17 protein-coding genes are annotated in these 13,624 nt (G+C 62.3%); 12 read left to right on the top strand and 5 right to left on the bottom strand.

Annotated elements, in window-relative coordinates; translation table 11 throughout:
- Positions 1-26 precede the first annotated feature (26 nt).
- The 3 genes from flhB to J0F90_RS14860 are packed head-to-tail and all read left to right on the top strand — an operon-like array spanning position 27 to position 3,653.
- Positions 27-1,178, top strand: coding sequence for a flagellar biosynthesis protein FlhB (flhB, locus tag J0F90_RS14870; protein ID WP_033640021.1), 1,152 nt, complete (start codon positions 27-29; stop codon positions 1,176-1,178).
- Positions 1,171-3,249 (top strand): flagellar biosynthesis protein FlhA, encoded by a 2,079-nt coding sequence (gene flhA / locus J0F90_RS14865; protein WP_016927291.1) that lies wholly within the window; start codon positions 1,171-1,173, stop codon positions 3,247-3,249. Before flhB ends, flhA begins: the two co-directional genes overlap by 8 nt.
- The gene (locus J0F90_RS14860; RefSeq protein WP_033640022.1) at positions 3,249-3,653 is read left to right on the top strand and encodes a flagellar protein FlhE; all 405 of its coding nucleotides are present in this window, start codon (positions 3,249-3,251) and stop codon (positions 3,651-3,653) included. The genes flhA and J0F90_RS14860 overlap by 1 nt, the downstream gene beginning before the upstream one ends.
- 2 nt (positions 3,654-3,655) lie before the next feature.
- Here the strand turns inward: J0F90_RS14860 and J0F90_RS14855 are convergent, their stop codons facing one another.
- The 5 genes from J0F90_RS14855 to flgA all read right to left on the bottom strand — a co-directional run bounded on the left by J0F90_RS14855 (position 3,656) and on the right by flgA (position 6,124).
- Positions 3,656-3,958 (bottom strand): helix-turn-helix domain-containing protein, encoded by a 303-nt coding sequence (locus tag J0F90_RS14855; RefSeq protein WP_015378258.1) that lies wholly within the window; start codon positions 3,956-3,958, stop codon positions 3,656-3,658.
- Positions 3,951-4,325: a type II toxin-antitoxin system RelE/ParE family toxin gene (locus tag J0F90_RS14850; RefSeq protein ID WP_033640023.1), complete on the bottom strand. Its 375-nt coding sequence runs from the start codon at positions 4,323-4,325 to the stop codon at positions 3,951-3,953. The genes J0F90_RS14855 and J0F90_RS14850 overlap by 8 nt, the downstream gene beginning before the upstream one ends.
- Before the next feature lie 230 nt (positions 4,326-4,555).
- A complete protein-coding gene (locus J0F90_RS14845; RefSeq protein ID WP_016927294.1) occupies positions 4,556-4,990 on the bottom strand; it encodes a flagella synthesis protein FlgN in 435 nt (144 codons plus the stop codon).
- A 39-nt stretch (positions 4,991-5,029) separates the two neighbouring features.
- The gene (flgM, locus tag J0F90_RS14840) at positions 5,030-5,341 is read right to left on the bottom strand and encodes a flagellar biosynthesis anti-sigma factor FlgM (protein WP_016927295.1); all 312 of its coding nucleotides are present in this window, start codon (positions 5,339-5,341) and stop codon (positions 5,030-5,032) included.
- A 129-nt stretch (positions 5,342-5,470) separates the two neighbouring features.
- The gene (flgA, locus tag J0F90_RS14835; RefSeq protein ID WP_033640024.1) at positions 5,471-6,124 is read right to left on the bottom strand and encodes a flagellar basal body P-ring formation chaperone FlgA; all 654 of its coding nucleotides are present in this window, start codon (positions 6,122-6,124) and stop codon (positions 5,471-5,473) included.
- A gap of 160 nt (positions 6,125-6,284) precedes the next feature.
- Between flgA and flgB the strand changes: the two genes are divergently transcribed.
- The 9 genes from flgB to flgJ all read left to right on the top strand — a co-directional run bounded on the left by flgB (position 6,285) and on the right by flgJ (position 13,485).
- Positions 6,285-6,698: a flagellar basal body rod protein FlgB gene (gene flgB, locus J0F90_RS14830; protein ID WP_015378256.1), complete on the top strand. Its 414-nt coding sequence runs from the start codon at positions 6,285-6,287 to the stop codon at positions 6,696-6,698.
- Between the two features lie 5 nt (positions 6,699-6,703).
- Complete coding sequence (flgC, locus tag J0F90_RS14825) at positions 6,704-7,108, top strand: flagellar basal body rod protein FlgC (protein WP_004934826.1); 405 nt, start codon at positions 6,704-6,706, stop codon at positions 7,106-7,108.
- Positions 7,109-7,120: 12 nt separating this feature from the next.
- Positions 7,121-7,798: a flagellar hook assembly protein FlgD gene (flgD, locus tag J0F90_RS14820; protein WP_016927297.1), complete on the top strand. Its 678-nt coding sequence runs from the start codon at positions 7,121-7,123 to the stop codon at positions 7,796-7,798.
- A gap of 54 nt (positions 7,799-7,852) precedes the next feature.
- Positions 7,853-9,076, top strand: coding sequence for a flagellar hook protein FlgE (flgE, locus tag J0F90_RS14815; RefSeq protein WP_016927298.1), 1,224 nt, complete (start codon positions 7,853-7,855; stop codon positions 9,074-9,076).
- Between the two features lie 12 nt (positions 9,077-9,088).
- Entirely contained in the window at positions 9,089-9,844 is a 756-nt protein-coding gene (locus J0F90_RS14810) for a flagellar basal body rod protein FlgF (protein ID WP_016927299.1), read from the top strand.
- Positions 9,845-9,862: 18 nt separating this feature from the next.
- On the top strand, positions 9,863-10,645 hold the full coding sequence (flgG, locus tag J0F90_RS14805; protein WP_004934819.1) for a flagellar basal-body rod protein FlgG: 783 nt from the start codon (positions 9,863-9,865) through the stop codon (positions 10,643-10,645).
- Between the two features lie 83 nt (positions 10,646-10,728).
- On the top strand, positions 10,729-11,430 hold the full coding sequence (gene flgH, locus J0F90_RS14800) for a flagellar basal body L-ring protein FlgH (protein WP_004934817.1): 702 nt from the start codon (positions 10,729-10,731) through the stop codon (positions 11,428-11,430).
- A gap of 10 nt (positions 11,431-11,440) precedes the next feature.
- On the top strand, positions 11,441-12,541 hold the full coding sequence (locus J0F90_RS14795; RefSeq protein WP_004934816.1) for a flagellar basal body P-ring protein FlgI: 1,101 nt from the start codon (positions 11,441-11,443) through the stop codon (positions 12,539-12,541).
- On the top strand, positions 12,541-13,485 hold the full coding sequence (gene flgJ, locus J0F90_RS14790; protein WP_033640025.1) for a flagellar assembly peptidoglycan hydrolase FlgJ: 945 nt from the start codon (positions 12,541-12,543) through the stop codon (positions 13,483-13,485). The genes J0F90_RS14795 and flgJ overlap by 1 nt, the downstream gene beginning before the upstream one ends.
- The last annotated feature ends 139 nt before the right edge of the window (positions 13,486-13,624 follow it).

Below are 13,624 nucleotides of genomic sequence, written 5' to 3'. Positions count from 1 at the left end.
CCCTCCCGATACAGGAACGGCGTTTCGTGGCTGAAGACAGCGATCTGGAAAAAAGCGAGGCCCCCACGCCCCACAGGCTGGAGAAGGCGCGTGAAGACGGCCAGATCCCGCGCTCCCGCGAGCTGACCTCGGTGCTGATGCTGCTCTCCGGCCTGGCGATTATCCTGATGTCCGGCAGCAACATGGCGCAACAGCTGGCGGCGATGCTCACGCAAGGTCTGAACTTTGACCACGGCATGGTCAGTAACGACAAGCAGATGCTTCGCCAGCTCGGCATGCTGTTGCGACAGGCTGTGCTGGCGCTGCTGCCGATCATGGCGGGATTGGTGCTGGTGGCGCTCGCCGCGCCGATGCTGTTGGGGGGCATTCTGTTCAGCGGCAAGTCGATCAAGTTCGATATGAAGCGGCTAAACCCCCTGTCCGGGTTGAAACGCATCTTTTCCAGCCAGGTGTTGGCCGAGCTGCTGAAAGGGATCCTGAAAGCGACGTTGGTCGGCTGGGTGACCGGCCTCTATCTGTGGCACAACTGGGCGGCGATGCTGCATCTGATGACCCAGCAGCCGCTCGATGCGCTGGGCAATGCGCTGCAGATGATCCTGTTCTGCGGTTTTCTGGTGGTGCTGGGGCTGACGCCGATGGTGGCGTTCGACGTGTTCTATCAGCTGTGGAGCCACTTCAAAAAGCTGAAGATGACCAAGCAGGATATCCGCGACGAATTCAAGGATCAGGAAGGGGACCCGCACGTCAAGGGGCGCATTCGTCAGCAGCAGCGGGCGATCGCCCGGCGCCGCATGATGGCCGATGTGCCCAAGGCGGACGTGATCGTCACCAACCCGACTCACTACGCCGTCGCGTTGCAGTACAACGACAAAAAAATGAGTGCGCCGAAAGTGCTGGCCAAAGGGGCCGGTGAAATCGCGCTGCGCATTCGCGAGCTCGGTGCGGAGCACCGCATCCCGATGCTGGAAGCGCCGCCGCTGGCGCGTGCGCTGTATCGGCACAGCGAGATCGGCCAGCATATTCCGGCCACCCTGTATGCCGCGGTCGCCGAAGTGTTGGCCTGGGTATACCAACTGCGCCGCTGGCGGCGCGAGGGCGGCCTGATCCCGAAAAAACCTGAACGTTTACCGGTGCCGGAAGCACTGGATTTTGCAAGAGAGAGTGACTCTGATGGCTAATTTGGCCTCCCTGCTTCGTTTGCCGGGCAATTTTAAAGATACGCAGTGGCAGGTGCTGGCCGGCCCGGTGCTGATCCTGCTGATTCTGTCGATGATGGTGTTGCCGTTGCCGGCGTTTATCCTCGACCTGCTGTTTACCTTCAACATTGCGCTGTCGATCATGGTGCTGCTGGTGGCGATGTTCACCCAGCGCACGCTCGAATTCGCCGCTTTCCCGACCATCCTGCTGTTCTCCACGTTGCTGCGTTTGTCGCTCAACGTCGCGTCGACGCGCATCATCTTGCTGGAGGGGCATACCGGTTCCGCCGCCGCCGGCCGCGTGGTGGAAGCCTTCGGCCACTTCCTGGTGGGCGGCAACTTCGCCATCGGCATCGTGGTGTTCATCATCCTGGTGTTAATCAACTTCATGGTGATCACCAAGGGGGCGGGGCGTATCGCCGAAGTGGGCGCGCGTTTCGTCCTGGACGGCATGCCGGGTAAACAGATGGCGATCGACGCCGATCTGAACGCCGGCCTGATCGGTGAAGACGAAGCGAAGAAACGCCGCGCCGAAGTGACCCAGGAGGCCGACTTCTACGGCTCGATGGACGGCGCCAGTAAATTCGTGCGCGGCGACGCCATCGCCGGCCTGATGATCATGGTGCTGAACGTGGTTGGCGGCCTGTTGGTCGGCGTCGTGCAACACGGCATGGAACTGGGGGCGGCGGCGGAAAGCTATACGCTGCTGACCATCGGTGACGGCCTGGTGGCGCAGATCCCGGCGTTGGTGATCTCCACCGCCGCCGGCGTTATCGTCACCCGCGTCGCGACCGATCAGGATGTCGGCGAGCAGATGGTGGGCCAGCTGTTCAACAATCCGCGCGTGATGCTGCTGAGCGCCGGGGTGCTGGGCCTGCTGGGGCTGGTGCCGGGCATGCCGAACCTGGTGTTCCTGCTGTTTACCGCGGCTCTGCTGGGCCTCGCCTGGTGGCTGCGCGGCCGTGAACAACAGGCGCCGAAAACGGTGGAAGATCCGGTGATGCCGGAGAATCCGCAGGCCGCCGAGGCCAGCTGGGCCGACGTGCAGTTGGAAGATCCGCTGGGGATGGAAGTGGGCTACCGGTTGATTCCGATGGTCGACTTTCAACAGAACGGCGAGCTGCTTGGGCGTATCCGCGGGATCCGCAAGAAATTTGCCCAGGACATGGGGTATCTGCCGCCGGTGGTGCACATTCGCGACAACCTGGAACTGCCGCCAGCCAGCTACCGCATCCTGATGAAAGGCGTCGAGATCGGCAGCGGTGAAGCGCAGCCGGGCCGTTGGCTGGCGATCAACCCCGGCAATGCCGTTGGGGAGCTGGCGGGAGACAAAACCGTCGATCCGGCCTTTGGGCTCGAGGCGGTGTGGATCGATAGCGCCTTGCGCGAGCAGGCGCAGATCCAGGGCTTTACCGTGGTGGAAGCCAGCACCGTGGTGGCGACACACCTCAATCACCTGATCGGCCAGTTCGCCAGCGAGCTGTTCGGCCGCCAGGAGACCCAGCAGTTGCTGGATCGCGTGTCGCAGGAGATGCCTAAACTGACCGAAGACTTCGTGCCGGGCGTGGTGTCGCTGACGACGTTGCACAAGGTGCTGCAAAACCTGCTGGCCGAACGCGTCTCTATCCGCGATATGCGCACCATCGTCGAAACGCTGGCGGAACATGCCCCGGCGCAGAGCGATCCTTATGAGCTGACGACCGTGGTGCGGGTGGCGCTGGGCCGGGCGATCACGCAGCAGTGGTTCCCGGGCAACGGCGAGATTCAGGTTATCGGGCTGGATACCCAGCTGGAGCGCTTGTTGTTGCAGGCGTTGCAGGGCGGCGGCGGCCTGGAGCCGGGGCTGGCCGATCGCTTGCTGGATCAGGCGCGCCAGGCGCTGCAGCGGCAAGAGATGCTCAGCGCGCCGCCGGTGCTGTTGGTTAACCATGCGCTGCGTCCTTTACTGGCGCGCTTCCTGCGTCGCAGCCTGCCGCAGCTCGTGGTGCTGTCCAACCTGGAGATTAACGACGATCGCCAGATTCGCATGACCTCGACCATTGGAGCCGCCTGATGAAACGCTGTTTGTTCGTATTTTGTTTGCTGGCGCCGCTCGCCGCCTATGCGGTGTCCGGCTCCTGGGTGGCCGAAGGGGCGGGCGTGACGCTGGAACAGGGCGGCATGCGTGATGAATCCGCCGCTTTGCGGCCGCCGAACGCGCTGCCGGATGCCCATGCGCGCATCACCCGCGTCAGCTGGCGCTACCGTTTGCTGGGGCCGGAGCCAGTGGGGCTGCAGGCGCAGCTGTGTACGGTGAACCGCTGCATTCCACTGGGCGGCGGCAGCGGCAGCAGTGACGGTCTGCAGGGCGAGCCGGCCAATGCGGAATTGCGCTTTATCTATTACGTGCAGTCGCAAGGCGGGTTGAACCCGCCGCTGCGGGTGATTGGCAATCAGGTGATCGTCAATTATCAGTAACATCAGGCCAGAATTTGCAGGCCGTTGCGTTCCACCAGCGTCAGCAGTTTCATCGCGGCGGAGTTCGGTTGCGCTTCGCCGCGCTCCCATTTCTGCACCGCTTTTTTGCTGACGTTGAGATACAGCGCAAATACCGGCTGACTGACGTTTTCCCGTTCGCGCAGCGCGCGGATCTCGGCCGGCCCGAACTGCTTCACCGGCCGCAGGCACAGCATGTCGAAGGTGCGCATGGTCACGTCGTCGACGAAACCGGCGCGGTGCAGCCCCTGAACTTCCTGGTGGATCTCGGCAAGAATTTTACTCATCGCTTAGCCTCCGTAACTCCCTGTTGTTGACCAGCTGGTAGAGTCTGAATGGCGAATAATCCAGATACAGCGCAGCCAGATGTTTCAATCCCTGTAACTCATCCGTACTGATGTTTTCTCTCTCACTTTTGGCAAAGCCGCGCATAAAAAACAGGCGTTCTTCATCGCGAAAAACGATCAGTACCCGATAGCCGCCACGTTTGCCCGCACCAGCCCGAGCGATGCGCTTTTTGTATACGCAACCGCCAAGATTGGCGTCGTACAGCTGATGTTGCATCTCTCGCGCCGCTTTCACTATCGTGGCATCACTGATGCGCTCGCGTGCGGCAAAACCCTGAAAGGTTTTGGTGAGATAAATGTCGACCATTCGCTCTCCCTGCGAATCTATACCCGTTAAGGGTATATTTCAAGTGGTTTAAAAATAACCACAGGGTGACAAGCGGCCAAAGGGAAAGAAACAGCCAAATTCACGCCATGCGCAGCCTGGCGCAAAGTCTTAAGTGAATTCAAAGAGTGATAGGGAGAAAATGCGAGGGGATGCGCAGAAGCCGGTTAACGCGCGCCCGGTGATAGGCTCACCGGGCGAAATGAGTCAGGTCAGACGCCGATTTTTCTGCCGAGCAGGCTGCCGGCGTGCGACTGGCCATCTGGGCCATACAGCGATTTGTTGTTTTTGCTGAGGATGGCCAGCGCCTGCGCGTTATGGTCGATCTGCTGATTGAGCAGCAGACCGTTGTGCTGGTTCTTTTCGCGCAGCGTTTGGCTCAGCAACTGAACGCGCTGCCAACGATCGGCCAGGGGCGCTTGGCTGGCATAGGGGGCGCGTTGCCCGCAGGTTTTTTCCTGCCCCAGGCGCTGTTGCTCGAGGTAAGCGACCGTCGCCAGCAGTTGGCTTTTGGCATCGGTGACGCGCTGCAAGGCCACGCCCGGCAACTGGCCGGAGCACAGCAAGTCGTGCTCTTCCTCCAGCACGCCGTTGAGCGCCTGCAGCGTTTCCAACAGTTTGTCCAGCAGTTGTGCCAGGTTTTCCATAGTAATGACTTATCCTTTACCGCTACTCGCCGCGCGCTGTCAGTCGCGTCCGGCGATCCATTGAACATCGCTCTGCGCGTCTTGCAGCAGCGCATCGGCGATTTTGCCGGCGTCCATCTTCAGTTCGCCGTTGCGGATCGCCTGCTTGATGGCCTCGACCCGACCCATATCGATATCCTGGGTGCCCGGCTGCATCAGGCGCGCCTGCGCCTCGCTCAGTTTGACCTGCGTGCCGCTGACGGCGGTTTCCGCCACGGCGGCCTTGCGCGATTGGAGCGGGTTGTCGGCCGGGGTTTCTCGCGGTTGCACAGTGGAAACCGGCTGTAACCGCTGGGTGCGATCGATACTCATGGTCCATCTCCGTTTACGCCGTGACCGCTCGCGGGCGACGACGCTGCAATGAAAGTTTTGCGGCCCTGGTGGCCAATAAAATGCTGCTTGATTTGTCTTATCGGCAAGGTTTGCGGAACCTTTACTTTTTTATAACGTAATACGGATCGCGCCGTCGTCCCCGACCACGCCGCTGACGATCTGCCCGGAGGCCATGCGCACCCGCACGCTGTCTTCGGCGGCGGCGTTGTTCATCGCCTTGCCCGCACCGCTGATGCTGAATCCTTCGCCCTGTGCGTTGACCTGCACCGGTTGCCCTGCCTTGATAATCCAGGCGCGGCGCAGCATGGCGAGGGTCAGCGGCTGACCGGGGCTGATGTTGCGCAGGCTGACGGCGCCCAACGCTTTGCCCGCTTCGGTCAGCGCGCGCGGCGGCAGGGTATCGAGCCGGCCTGCTTTCAACGCCAGATCCGCCGCCGTCAACCGGCTGCCGGCGCTGATGCCGCGCGCCGAAACGAGATAGCGGCCGAACACCTGCACCTGCGTCTGGATAAAACGCCGCTCCTGGCCACAGCGCACCGAAATGCTGACGTTGCCGCCGATCCGCGCGTTGGGCGGCAGCGACAGCTGCGGCAGTTCGCAAGCGGGCCATTGGTTCGGCGGCGTGCGCACCCGCACTTTTACCTGTACCGGTTCACCGCTGAACTTGCCCTGGATGAAGCTTTCGATTTGCGTCGCCAGATCGTCGGCGCGCGCGTTCAGACTGCACAGCAGGCCGATAAGCAGCAGCATTTTACCTTTCATCGTCATCTTCTCAAGCTTCATCGGGATACGCGTAAGTGTACCCGCAGCGCGCGCAGGCTAAGCAGATAAATAGCGCCCCATTTTGCGTTTATTCCCGCGATAGGGTGGCGCAGGGGGCGTTTATGCTGTCGACTCCAAATTCTAACCTCGCGGAGGGAGCATGCTCGACAAACTGGACGCGGCTCTGCGCTTTGGCCAAGAGGCGCTGAACTTGCGCGCCCAGCGGCAGGAAATTCTGGCCGCCAACATCGCCAACGCAGACACGCCGGGTTATCAGGCGCGGGATATCGATTTCGCCAGCCAATTGAACAAGGTGCTGGAGCAGGGGCGCGTCAGCGGCAACGGCATGGCGCTCAACCTGACGGCGGCGCGCCACATCCCGGCGCAGACCCTGCAGCCGCCACAGCTCGATCTGCTGTTCCGAGTGCCGGACCAGCCGTCGATGGACGGCAACACGGTGGACATGGATCGCGAACGCACCAACTTTGCCGATAACAGCCTGAAATATCAGACCGACCTGACGCTGCTCAATGGGCAGATCAAAGGGATGATGTCCGTGCTGCAACAAGGATAAGGCGCATGTCTTTACTGAATATTTTTGATATCTCCGGCTCGGCGTTATCGGCGCAATCCCAGCGCATGAACGTCAGCGCCAGCAACATGGCCAACGCCGACAGCGTGACCGGCCCGGACGGCGAACCTTACCGCGCCAAGCAGGTGGTGTTCCAGGTCGCGGCGGCGCCGGGGCAACCGACCGGCGGCGTTCGCGTCGCCCAGGTGGTGGACGATCCGGCGCCCGAGCGTCTGGTGTATCAGCCGGGCAACCCGCTGGCGGACGCCAAGGGGTATGTGCGCATGCCGAATGTCGACGTGGTAGGGGAAATGGTCAACACCATCTCCGCTTCCCGCAGCTACCAGGCCAACGTCGAGGTGCTCAACACCACCAAGTCGATGATGATGAAGACCCTGACGCTGGGTCAGTAACCGGAGCTTCCCATGGCTATTGCCGCAACCACCAACGAGTCGTTGGATAACACCGTCATCGGTAACAACAGCAAAAATACCAACAGCCAGGATCTGCACAACAGCTTCCTGACGCTGCTGGTGGCGCAGTTGAAAAACCAGGATCCGACCAATCCGATGCAGAACAACGAGCTGACGTCGCAGCTGGCGCAGATCAACACCGTTCAGGGTATCGAAAAGCTTAACACCACGCTGGGGTCGATCTCCGGCCAGATCAACAGCAACCAGTCGCTGCAAGCCACCGCGCTGATCGGTCACGGCGTGATGGTACCAGGCAACAACATTCTGGTCGGCAGCAAGGATGGCAAGGTCAGCACCACGCCGTTCGGCGTGGAACTGGAGCGCGCCGCCGATCAGGTGACCGCCACCATCACCAACGCCAGCGGGCAGGTGGTGCGCACCATTGAAATCGGCGGCCTGACCGCCGGCGTGCACGCCTTCACCTGGGACGGCTCGCTGGATGACGGCTCCACCGCGCCCGACGGCGCCTACAAAGTGGCGATTAACGCCAAAGGCAACGGCGAGCAACTGGTGGCGCGCAGCCTGCACTTCGGGCTGGTGAACGGCGTGATCCGCGACGGCAACGGCGCCAAGCTGGATCTCGGCCTGGCGGGCAACGCCACCCTGGAAGACGTGCGACAGATCTTATAACCCCAAGCATCAGGCTCAATCGGACGATAGCCTGACCACTATTCGGAGAATAACATGGCCTTTTCTCAGGCAGTCAGCGGCTTGAACGCGGCAGCAACCAACCTGGACGTGATCGGTAACAACATCGCCAACTCCGCGACTGCGGGCTTCAAATCCGGCAGCGTCTCCTTCGCCGACATGTTCGCCGGTTCGCAGGTCGGGCTGGGCGTCAAAGTGTCCGGCATCACCCAGAACTTCAAGGGCGGCACCACCACCGGCACCAGCCGCGCGCTGGATGTGGCCATCAACGGCAACGGCTTTTTCCGCATGCAGGATAAAGATGGCGGCATCTTCTATACCCGCAACGGCCAGTTCAAGCTGGACGAGAACCGCAACCTGACCAACATGCAGGGCCTGCAGCTGACCGGCTACCCGGCGGCCGGCTCTCCGCCGACCATCCAGCAGGGCGCCAACCCGGTGCCGCTGAGCATTCCTGAAGGCATGATGAACGCCAAGGCGTCCACCTCCGGCGAGATGGTGGCCAACCTGAAGTCCACCCATAAAGTGCCGGAGAACAAGACCTTCGATCCGACCAAACAGGACAGCTACAACTACGTCAACACCATCACCGCCTACGACTCACTGGGCAACGCGCACAACATCAACGCCTACTTTGTGAAGACCGAAGACAACAAGTGGCAGGTCTACACCCAGGACGGCAGCGCGGCTCCGGTGGATGCCGGCACCATGGAGTTCAGCACCAGCGGCAACCTGGTCAAAACCACCAGCACCAACGGCGCGCCGGGCGAGTTCAGCATGGTGATCCCGATGGCCGCCAAAGACGGCGCGCCGGCGCAAAACTTCACCCTGAGCTTCGCCGGCAGCATGCAGCAGAACGTGGGCAGCGACTCGGTGAGCAAAGTGGCGCAGGACGGCTATGCCGCCGGTGAATACACCAACTTCCAGATCAACAACGACGGCACAGTGGTGGGCATCTATTCCAACCAGCAGACTCAAGTGCTGGGCCAGATCGTCATGGCCAACTTCTCCAACCCCGAAGGGCTGGCGTCGCAGGGCGATAACGTGTGGCAAGAAACCGGTGCGTCCGGTCAGCCGCGCGTCGGTCTGTCGGGCGGCGGCGGCTTCGGTAAGCTGACCAGCGGCGCGCTGGAGTCTTCCAACGTCGATCTGAGCCAGGAGCTGGTGAACATGATCGTCGCACAGCGTAACTACCAGTCCAACGCCCAGACCATCAAGACGCAGGACTCCATCCTGCAGACGCTGGTTAGCCTGCGCTGATAGGGCCGAGTTATGGATCACGCGATTTATACCGCGATGGGCGCGGCGCGCCAAACGCTGGAACAGCAGTCCATTACCGCCAACAACCTGGCCAATGCGTCGACGCCGGGCTTTCGCGCCCAGCTCGCCGCATTGCGCGCGGTGCCGGTCGACGGGCCGAGCCTGGCGACCCGCACATTGGTAACCGCGTCGACGCCGGGCGCCGACATGAGCCAGGGGGCGCTGAACTACACGGCGCGCCCGCTGGACGTGGCGCTGCAGCAGGACGGTTTCCTGGCGGTGAGCCTGCCGGGCGGCGGTGAGGCCTATACCCGCAACGGCAACATTCAGATTTCCTCCACCGGGCAGTTGACGGTGCAGGGGATGCCGGTGATGGGCGACGGCGGCCCGATCGAGGTGCCGCCGTCGGCGGAGATCACCATCGCGGCCGACGGCACCATTTCGGCGCTGAACGCCGGCGATCCGCCGAACACCATCGCGCAGATCGGCCGCCTGAAGCTGGTGAAGGCCGATGCGCGCGAAGTGATGCGCGGTGACGACGGGCTGTTCCGCCTGACGCCGGAAACCCAACAGCAGCGCGGCAATCAGTTGCAAAACGATCCGCAGGTGCGGGTGATGCCCGGGGTGCTGGAAGGCAGCAACGTCAAGCCGATGGAGACCATGGTCGACATGATCGCCAACGCCCGCCGTTTTGAAATGCAAATGAAGGTCATCCACAGCGTGGATGAAAACGAACAGCGTGCCAACTCACTGCTCTCAGTGAGCTAAGCAGCAAGGAAATAACCGATGATTCCATCCTTATGGATTGCCAAAACCGGTCTGGACGCGCAGCAGACCAACATGGACGTGATCGCCAACAACCTGGCGAACGTCAGCACTAACGGCTTCAAGCGCCAGCGTGCGGTATTTGAAGATCTGCTGTACCAGACCATGCGTCAGCCGGGCGCGCAGTCCTCCGAGCAGACTACGCTGCCTTCCGGTCTGCAGATCGGCACCGGCGTGCGTCCGGTGGCGACCGAGCGTCTGCACAGCCAGGGCAACCTGTCGCAAACCAACAACAGTAAAGACGTCGCCATCAAGGGACAGGGTTTCTTCCAGGTGATGCTGCCGGATGGCACCCAGGCCTACACCCGCGACGGGTCGTTCCAGATCGATCAGAACGGCCAGTTGGTCACCTCCAGCGGTTTCCAGGTGCAGCCGGCGATCACCATTCCGGCGAACGCGCTGTCCATCACCGTCGGCCGCGACGGCATCGTCAGCGTCACCCAGCAGGGGCAAACCGCCGCCCAGCAGGTGGGCCAACTGACGCTGACGACCTTTGTCAACGACAGCGGTCTGGAGAGCGTGGGCGAGAATCTGTATCAGGAAACCGAAAGCTCGGGCGCGCCGAACGAGAGCACGCCGGGGCTGAACGGCGCCGGTCTGCTGTATCAGGGCTACGTGGAGACCTCCAACGTTAACGTGGCGGAGGAGCTGGTCAACATGATCCAGACTCAGCGCGCTTACGAGATCAACAGCAAAGCGGTATCGACCTCCGATCAGATGCTGCAAAAGCTGACGCAACTGTAATCTGTCATTGACGGGCCCGGCTTGCCGCGCCCGTCATTCTCTTTCGTGAAACAAAGGCGATACCCGTGGTAACCACATATTCGATGGCAATCCTGCCGCGGCAGGGACAACGCTGGCTGGCGGGAATGGTGATGCTGACGCTGAGCGGCTGCGCTTATATTCCGCACAAACCGCTGGTGGACGGCGCGACCACGGCGCAACCCGCGCCGGCCAGCGCGCCGATGCCGAACGGCTCGATCTTCCAGACGGTGCAGCCGATGAACTACGGCTATCAGCCGCTGTTCGAAGACCGCCGGCCGCGCAACGTCGGCGACACCCTGACCATCGTGCTGCAGGAAAACGTCAGCGCCAGCAAAAGCTCCTCCGCCAACGCCAGCCGCAACGGCGCCAGCAAGTTCGGCGTCGCCACCTCGCCGCGTTACCTCGACGGCCTGTTGGGCAATGCGCGCGCCGATATGGACATTTCCGGCGACAGCACCTTCGGCGGCAAGGGCGGCGCCAACGCCAACAACACCTTCAACGGCACCATCACGGTGACGGTCAACCAGGTGCTGGCCAACGGCAACCTGCACGTGGTGGGGGAAAAGCAGATCGCCATCAACCAGGGCACCGAATTCATCCGCTTCTCCGGCGTCGTCAACCCGCGCACCATCAGCGGCAACAACTCGGTGACCTCGACGCAGGTGGCGGACGCGCGTATCGAATACGTCGGCAATGGCTATATCAACGAAGCGCAGACCATGGGCTGGCTGCAGCGCTTCTTCTTAAATGTTTCACCGTTCTAAGGATTGACTGATGCTGAAAAAATGGTTTATCGCGCTGTGCGTCGGGCTGGTGTGCTTGCCGGCGGCGGCGGAGCGCATCCGCGATCTGGTGACGGTGCAGGGCGTGCGAGACAACGCCCTGATCGGCTACGGCCTGGTGGTGGGGCTGGACGGCTCCGGCGACCAGACCATGCAGACGCCGTTCACCACCCAAAGCTTGAGCAACATGCTGTCGCAGCTGGGCATCACCGTGCCGCCGGGCACCAACATGCAGCTGAAAAATGTGGCGGCGGTGATGGTGACCGCCAAACTGCCGCCGTTCTCACGCGCTGGGCAGAACATCGACGTGGTGGTTTCTTCGATGGGCAACGCCAAGAGCCTGCGTGGCGGCACCTTGCTGATGACGCCGCTCAAAGGCGTGGATAATCAGGTCTATGCGCTGGCGCAGGGCAACGTGCTGGTCGGCGGCGCGGGCGCGGCGGCCGGCGGCAGCAGCGTGCAGGTCAACCAGCTGGCGGGCGGGCGCATCAGCAACGGCGCTACCATCGAGCGCGAGTTGCCGACCACCTTCGGCAGCGGCGGCGTTCTCAACCTTCAGCTGAACGACGAGGATTTCACGCTGGCGCAGCAGATCAGCGACGCCATCAACCGCCAACGCGGCGGCGGCACCGCGACGCCGCTCGACGCCCGCACGATCCAGGTGCTGGTGCCGCAGGGCAACAGCTCTCAGGTGCGCTTCCTGGCGGAGATTCAAAACATCACCGTCAACGTCGGGGCGATGGACGCCAAAGTGATCATCAACTCGCGCACCGGTTCGGTCGTGATGAACCGCGATGTGATCCTCGATTCTTGCGCCGTCGCCCAGGGCAACCTGTCGGTGGTGGTCGATCGGCAGAACACCGTCAGCCAACCGACGACACCGTTCGGCGGCGGCCAGACGGTGGTGACGCCTAACACCCAGATCTCGGTGCAACAGCAGGGCGGATCGCTGCAGAAAGTGAACGCCAGCGCCAACCTGAACAACGTGATCCGGGCGCTGAACGCGCTGGGCGCCACGCCGATCGATCTGATGTCGATCCTGCAGGCGATGCAGAGCGCCGGCTGCCTGCGCGCCAAGCTGGAAATCATCTGATGGCCGGCGATCTGATGGCGATGTCGGGCGCGGCCTATGACGCCAAGGCGCTGAACGGCCTGAAGCGCGACGCGGCGGCCGACCCGCAGGGCAACCTCAAGCAGGTGGCGCAGCAGGTAGAAGGCATGTTCGTGCAGATGATGCTGAAAAGCATGCGTTCCGCCTTGCCGCAGGACGGGGTGTTGAGCAGCGACCAAACGCGGCTGTATACCTCGATGTACGACCAGCAAATCGCCCAGCAGATGTCGCAAAAAGGGCTGGGGCTGGCCGACATGATGGTCAAGCAGATGAGCAACGCCAACGCGGTGCCGAGCGAAACGGCGGGCCTGTCGCCGATGGCGCTGGACAATGAGGTGCTGCAAACGCTGCCGAACCAGGCGCTGGAGCAAATGGTGCGCCGGGCGATGCCGAAGGCCCCGCCGGCCGCCGCGCCGCTGTCGCTCAACAACGGCAACTTCGTCGCTCGCCTATCGATACCGGCGAAGGTCGCCAGCCAGCAGAGTGGCATTCCGCATCAGCTGATCGTCGCGCAGGCGGCGCTGGAGTCCGGTTGGGGGCAGCGCGAGATCCCGACATCAGACGGCACGCCTAGCTACAACCTGTTCGGCATCAAGGCCGGCGGCAGCTGGAGCGGGCCGGTGACGGAGATCACCACCACCGAGTTCGAACAGGGTGCGGCGAAGAAGGTGAAGGCGAAGTTCCGCGTCTACGGTTCCTATGTGGAAGCGATCGCCGATTACGTCAAGCTGTTGACCAACAACCCGCGCTACGCCGATGTGGCCGCTGCGCGCAGCCCGGAGCAGGCGGCGCATGCGCTGCAACGCGCCGGGTACGCCACCGACCCGCAGTACGCCAGCAAACTGGTCAGCGTGATTCAGCAGATGAAGAACGCGGGGGAGCAGGCGGTGAAAGCCTATACCCACGATCTGAACGATTTGTTCTAAATCCCCGTCATTCTTGACGCCGCAGCGGCGTTGATTGCACAAGCTCGCCCCGGTCACTTGGCTTAACCAAGCTCCCGGGGTCTCCCTTGCTTGTCGTCTTGCTGCGGCGCCAATTATTTAGGGGGTAGGCGGTAATGGA

Origin of the sequence: Serratia marcescens subsp. marcescens ATCC 13880, from assembly GCF_017299535.1 — a bacterium.
Lineage (GTDB): Bacteria > Pseudomonadota > Gammaproteobacteria > Enterobacterales > Enterobacteriaceae > Serratia > Serratia marcescens.
This window is presented reverse-complemented; position numbering and strand designations above follow the sequence as displayed.

Excerpts from the sequence above, each read along its gene's own strand:
- flhA (WP_016927291.1), top strand. The coding sequence starts at position 1,171 with ATGGCTAATTTGGCCTCCCTGCTTCGTTTGCCGGGCAATTTTAAAGAT.
- J0F90_RS14860 (WP_033640022.1), top strand. The coding sequence starts at position 3,249 with ATGAAACGCTGTTTGTTCGTATTTTGTTTGCTGGCGCCGCTCGCCGCC.
- J0F90_RS14855 (WP_015378258.1), bottom strand. The coding sequence starts at position 3,958 with ATGAGTAAAATTCTTGCCGAGATCCACCAGGAAGTTCAGGGGCTGCAC.
- J0F90_RS14850 (WP_033640023.1), bottom strand. The coding sequence starts at position 4,325 with ATGGTCGACATTTATCTCACCAAAACCTTTCAGGGTTTTGCCGCACGC.
- J0F90_RS14845 (WP_016927294.1), bottom strand. The coding sequence starts at position 4,990 with ATGGAAAACCTGGCACAACTGCTGGACAAACTGTTGGAAACGCTGCAG.
- flgM (WP_016927295.1), bottom strand. The coding sequence starts at position 5,341 with ATGAGTATCGATCGCACCCAGCGGTTACAGCCGGTTTCCACTGTGCAA.
- flgA (WP_033640024.1), bottom strand. The coding sequence starts at position 6,124 with ATGAAAGGTAAAATGCTGCTGCTTATCGGCCTGCTGTGCAGTCTGAAC.
- flgB (WP_015378256.1), top strand. The coding sequence starts at position 6,285 with ATGCTCGACAAACTGGACGCGGCTCTGCGCTTTGGCCAAGAGGCGCTG.
- flgC (WP_004934826.1), top strand. The coding sequence starts at position 6,704 with ATGTCTTTACTGAATATTTTTGATATCTCCGGCTCGGCGTTATCGGCG.
- flgD (WP_016927297.1), top strand. The coding sequence starts at position 7,121 with ATGGCTATTGCCGCAACCACCAACGAGTCGTTGGATAACACCGTCATC.
- flgE (WP_016927298.1), top strand. The coding sequence starts at position 7,853 with ATGGCCTTTTCTCAGGCAGTCAGCGGCTTGAACGCGGCAGCAACCAAC.
- J0F90_RS14810 (WP_016927299.1), top strand. The coding sequence starts at position 9,089 with ATGGATCACGCGATTTATACCGCGATGGGCGCGGCGCGCCAAACGCTG.
- flgG (WP_004934819.1), top strand. The coding sequence starts at position 9,863 with ATGATTCCATCCTTATGGATTGCCAAAACCGGTCTGGACGCGCAGCAG.
- flgH (WP_004934817.1), top strand. The coding sequence starts at position 10,729 with ATGGCAATCCTGCCGCGGCAGGGACAACGCTGGCTGGCGGGAATGGTG.
- J0F90_RS14795 (WP_004934816.1), top strand. The coding sequence starts at position 11,441 with ATGCTGAAAAAATGGTTTATCGCGCTGTGCGTCGGGCTGGTGTGCTTG.
- flgJ (WP_033640025.1), top strand. The coding sequence starts at position 12,541 with ATGGCCGGCGATCTGATGGCGATGTCGGGCGCGGCCTATGACGCCAAG.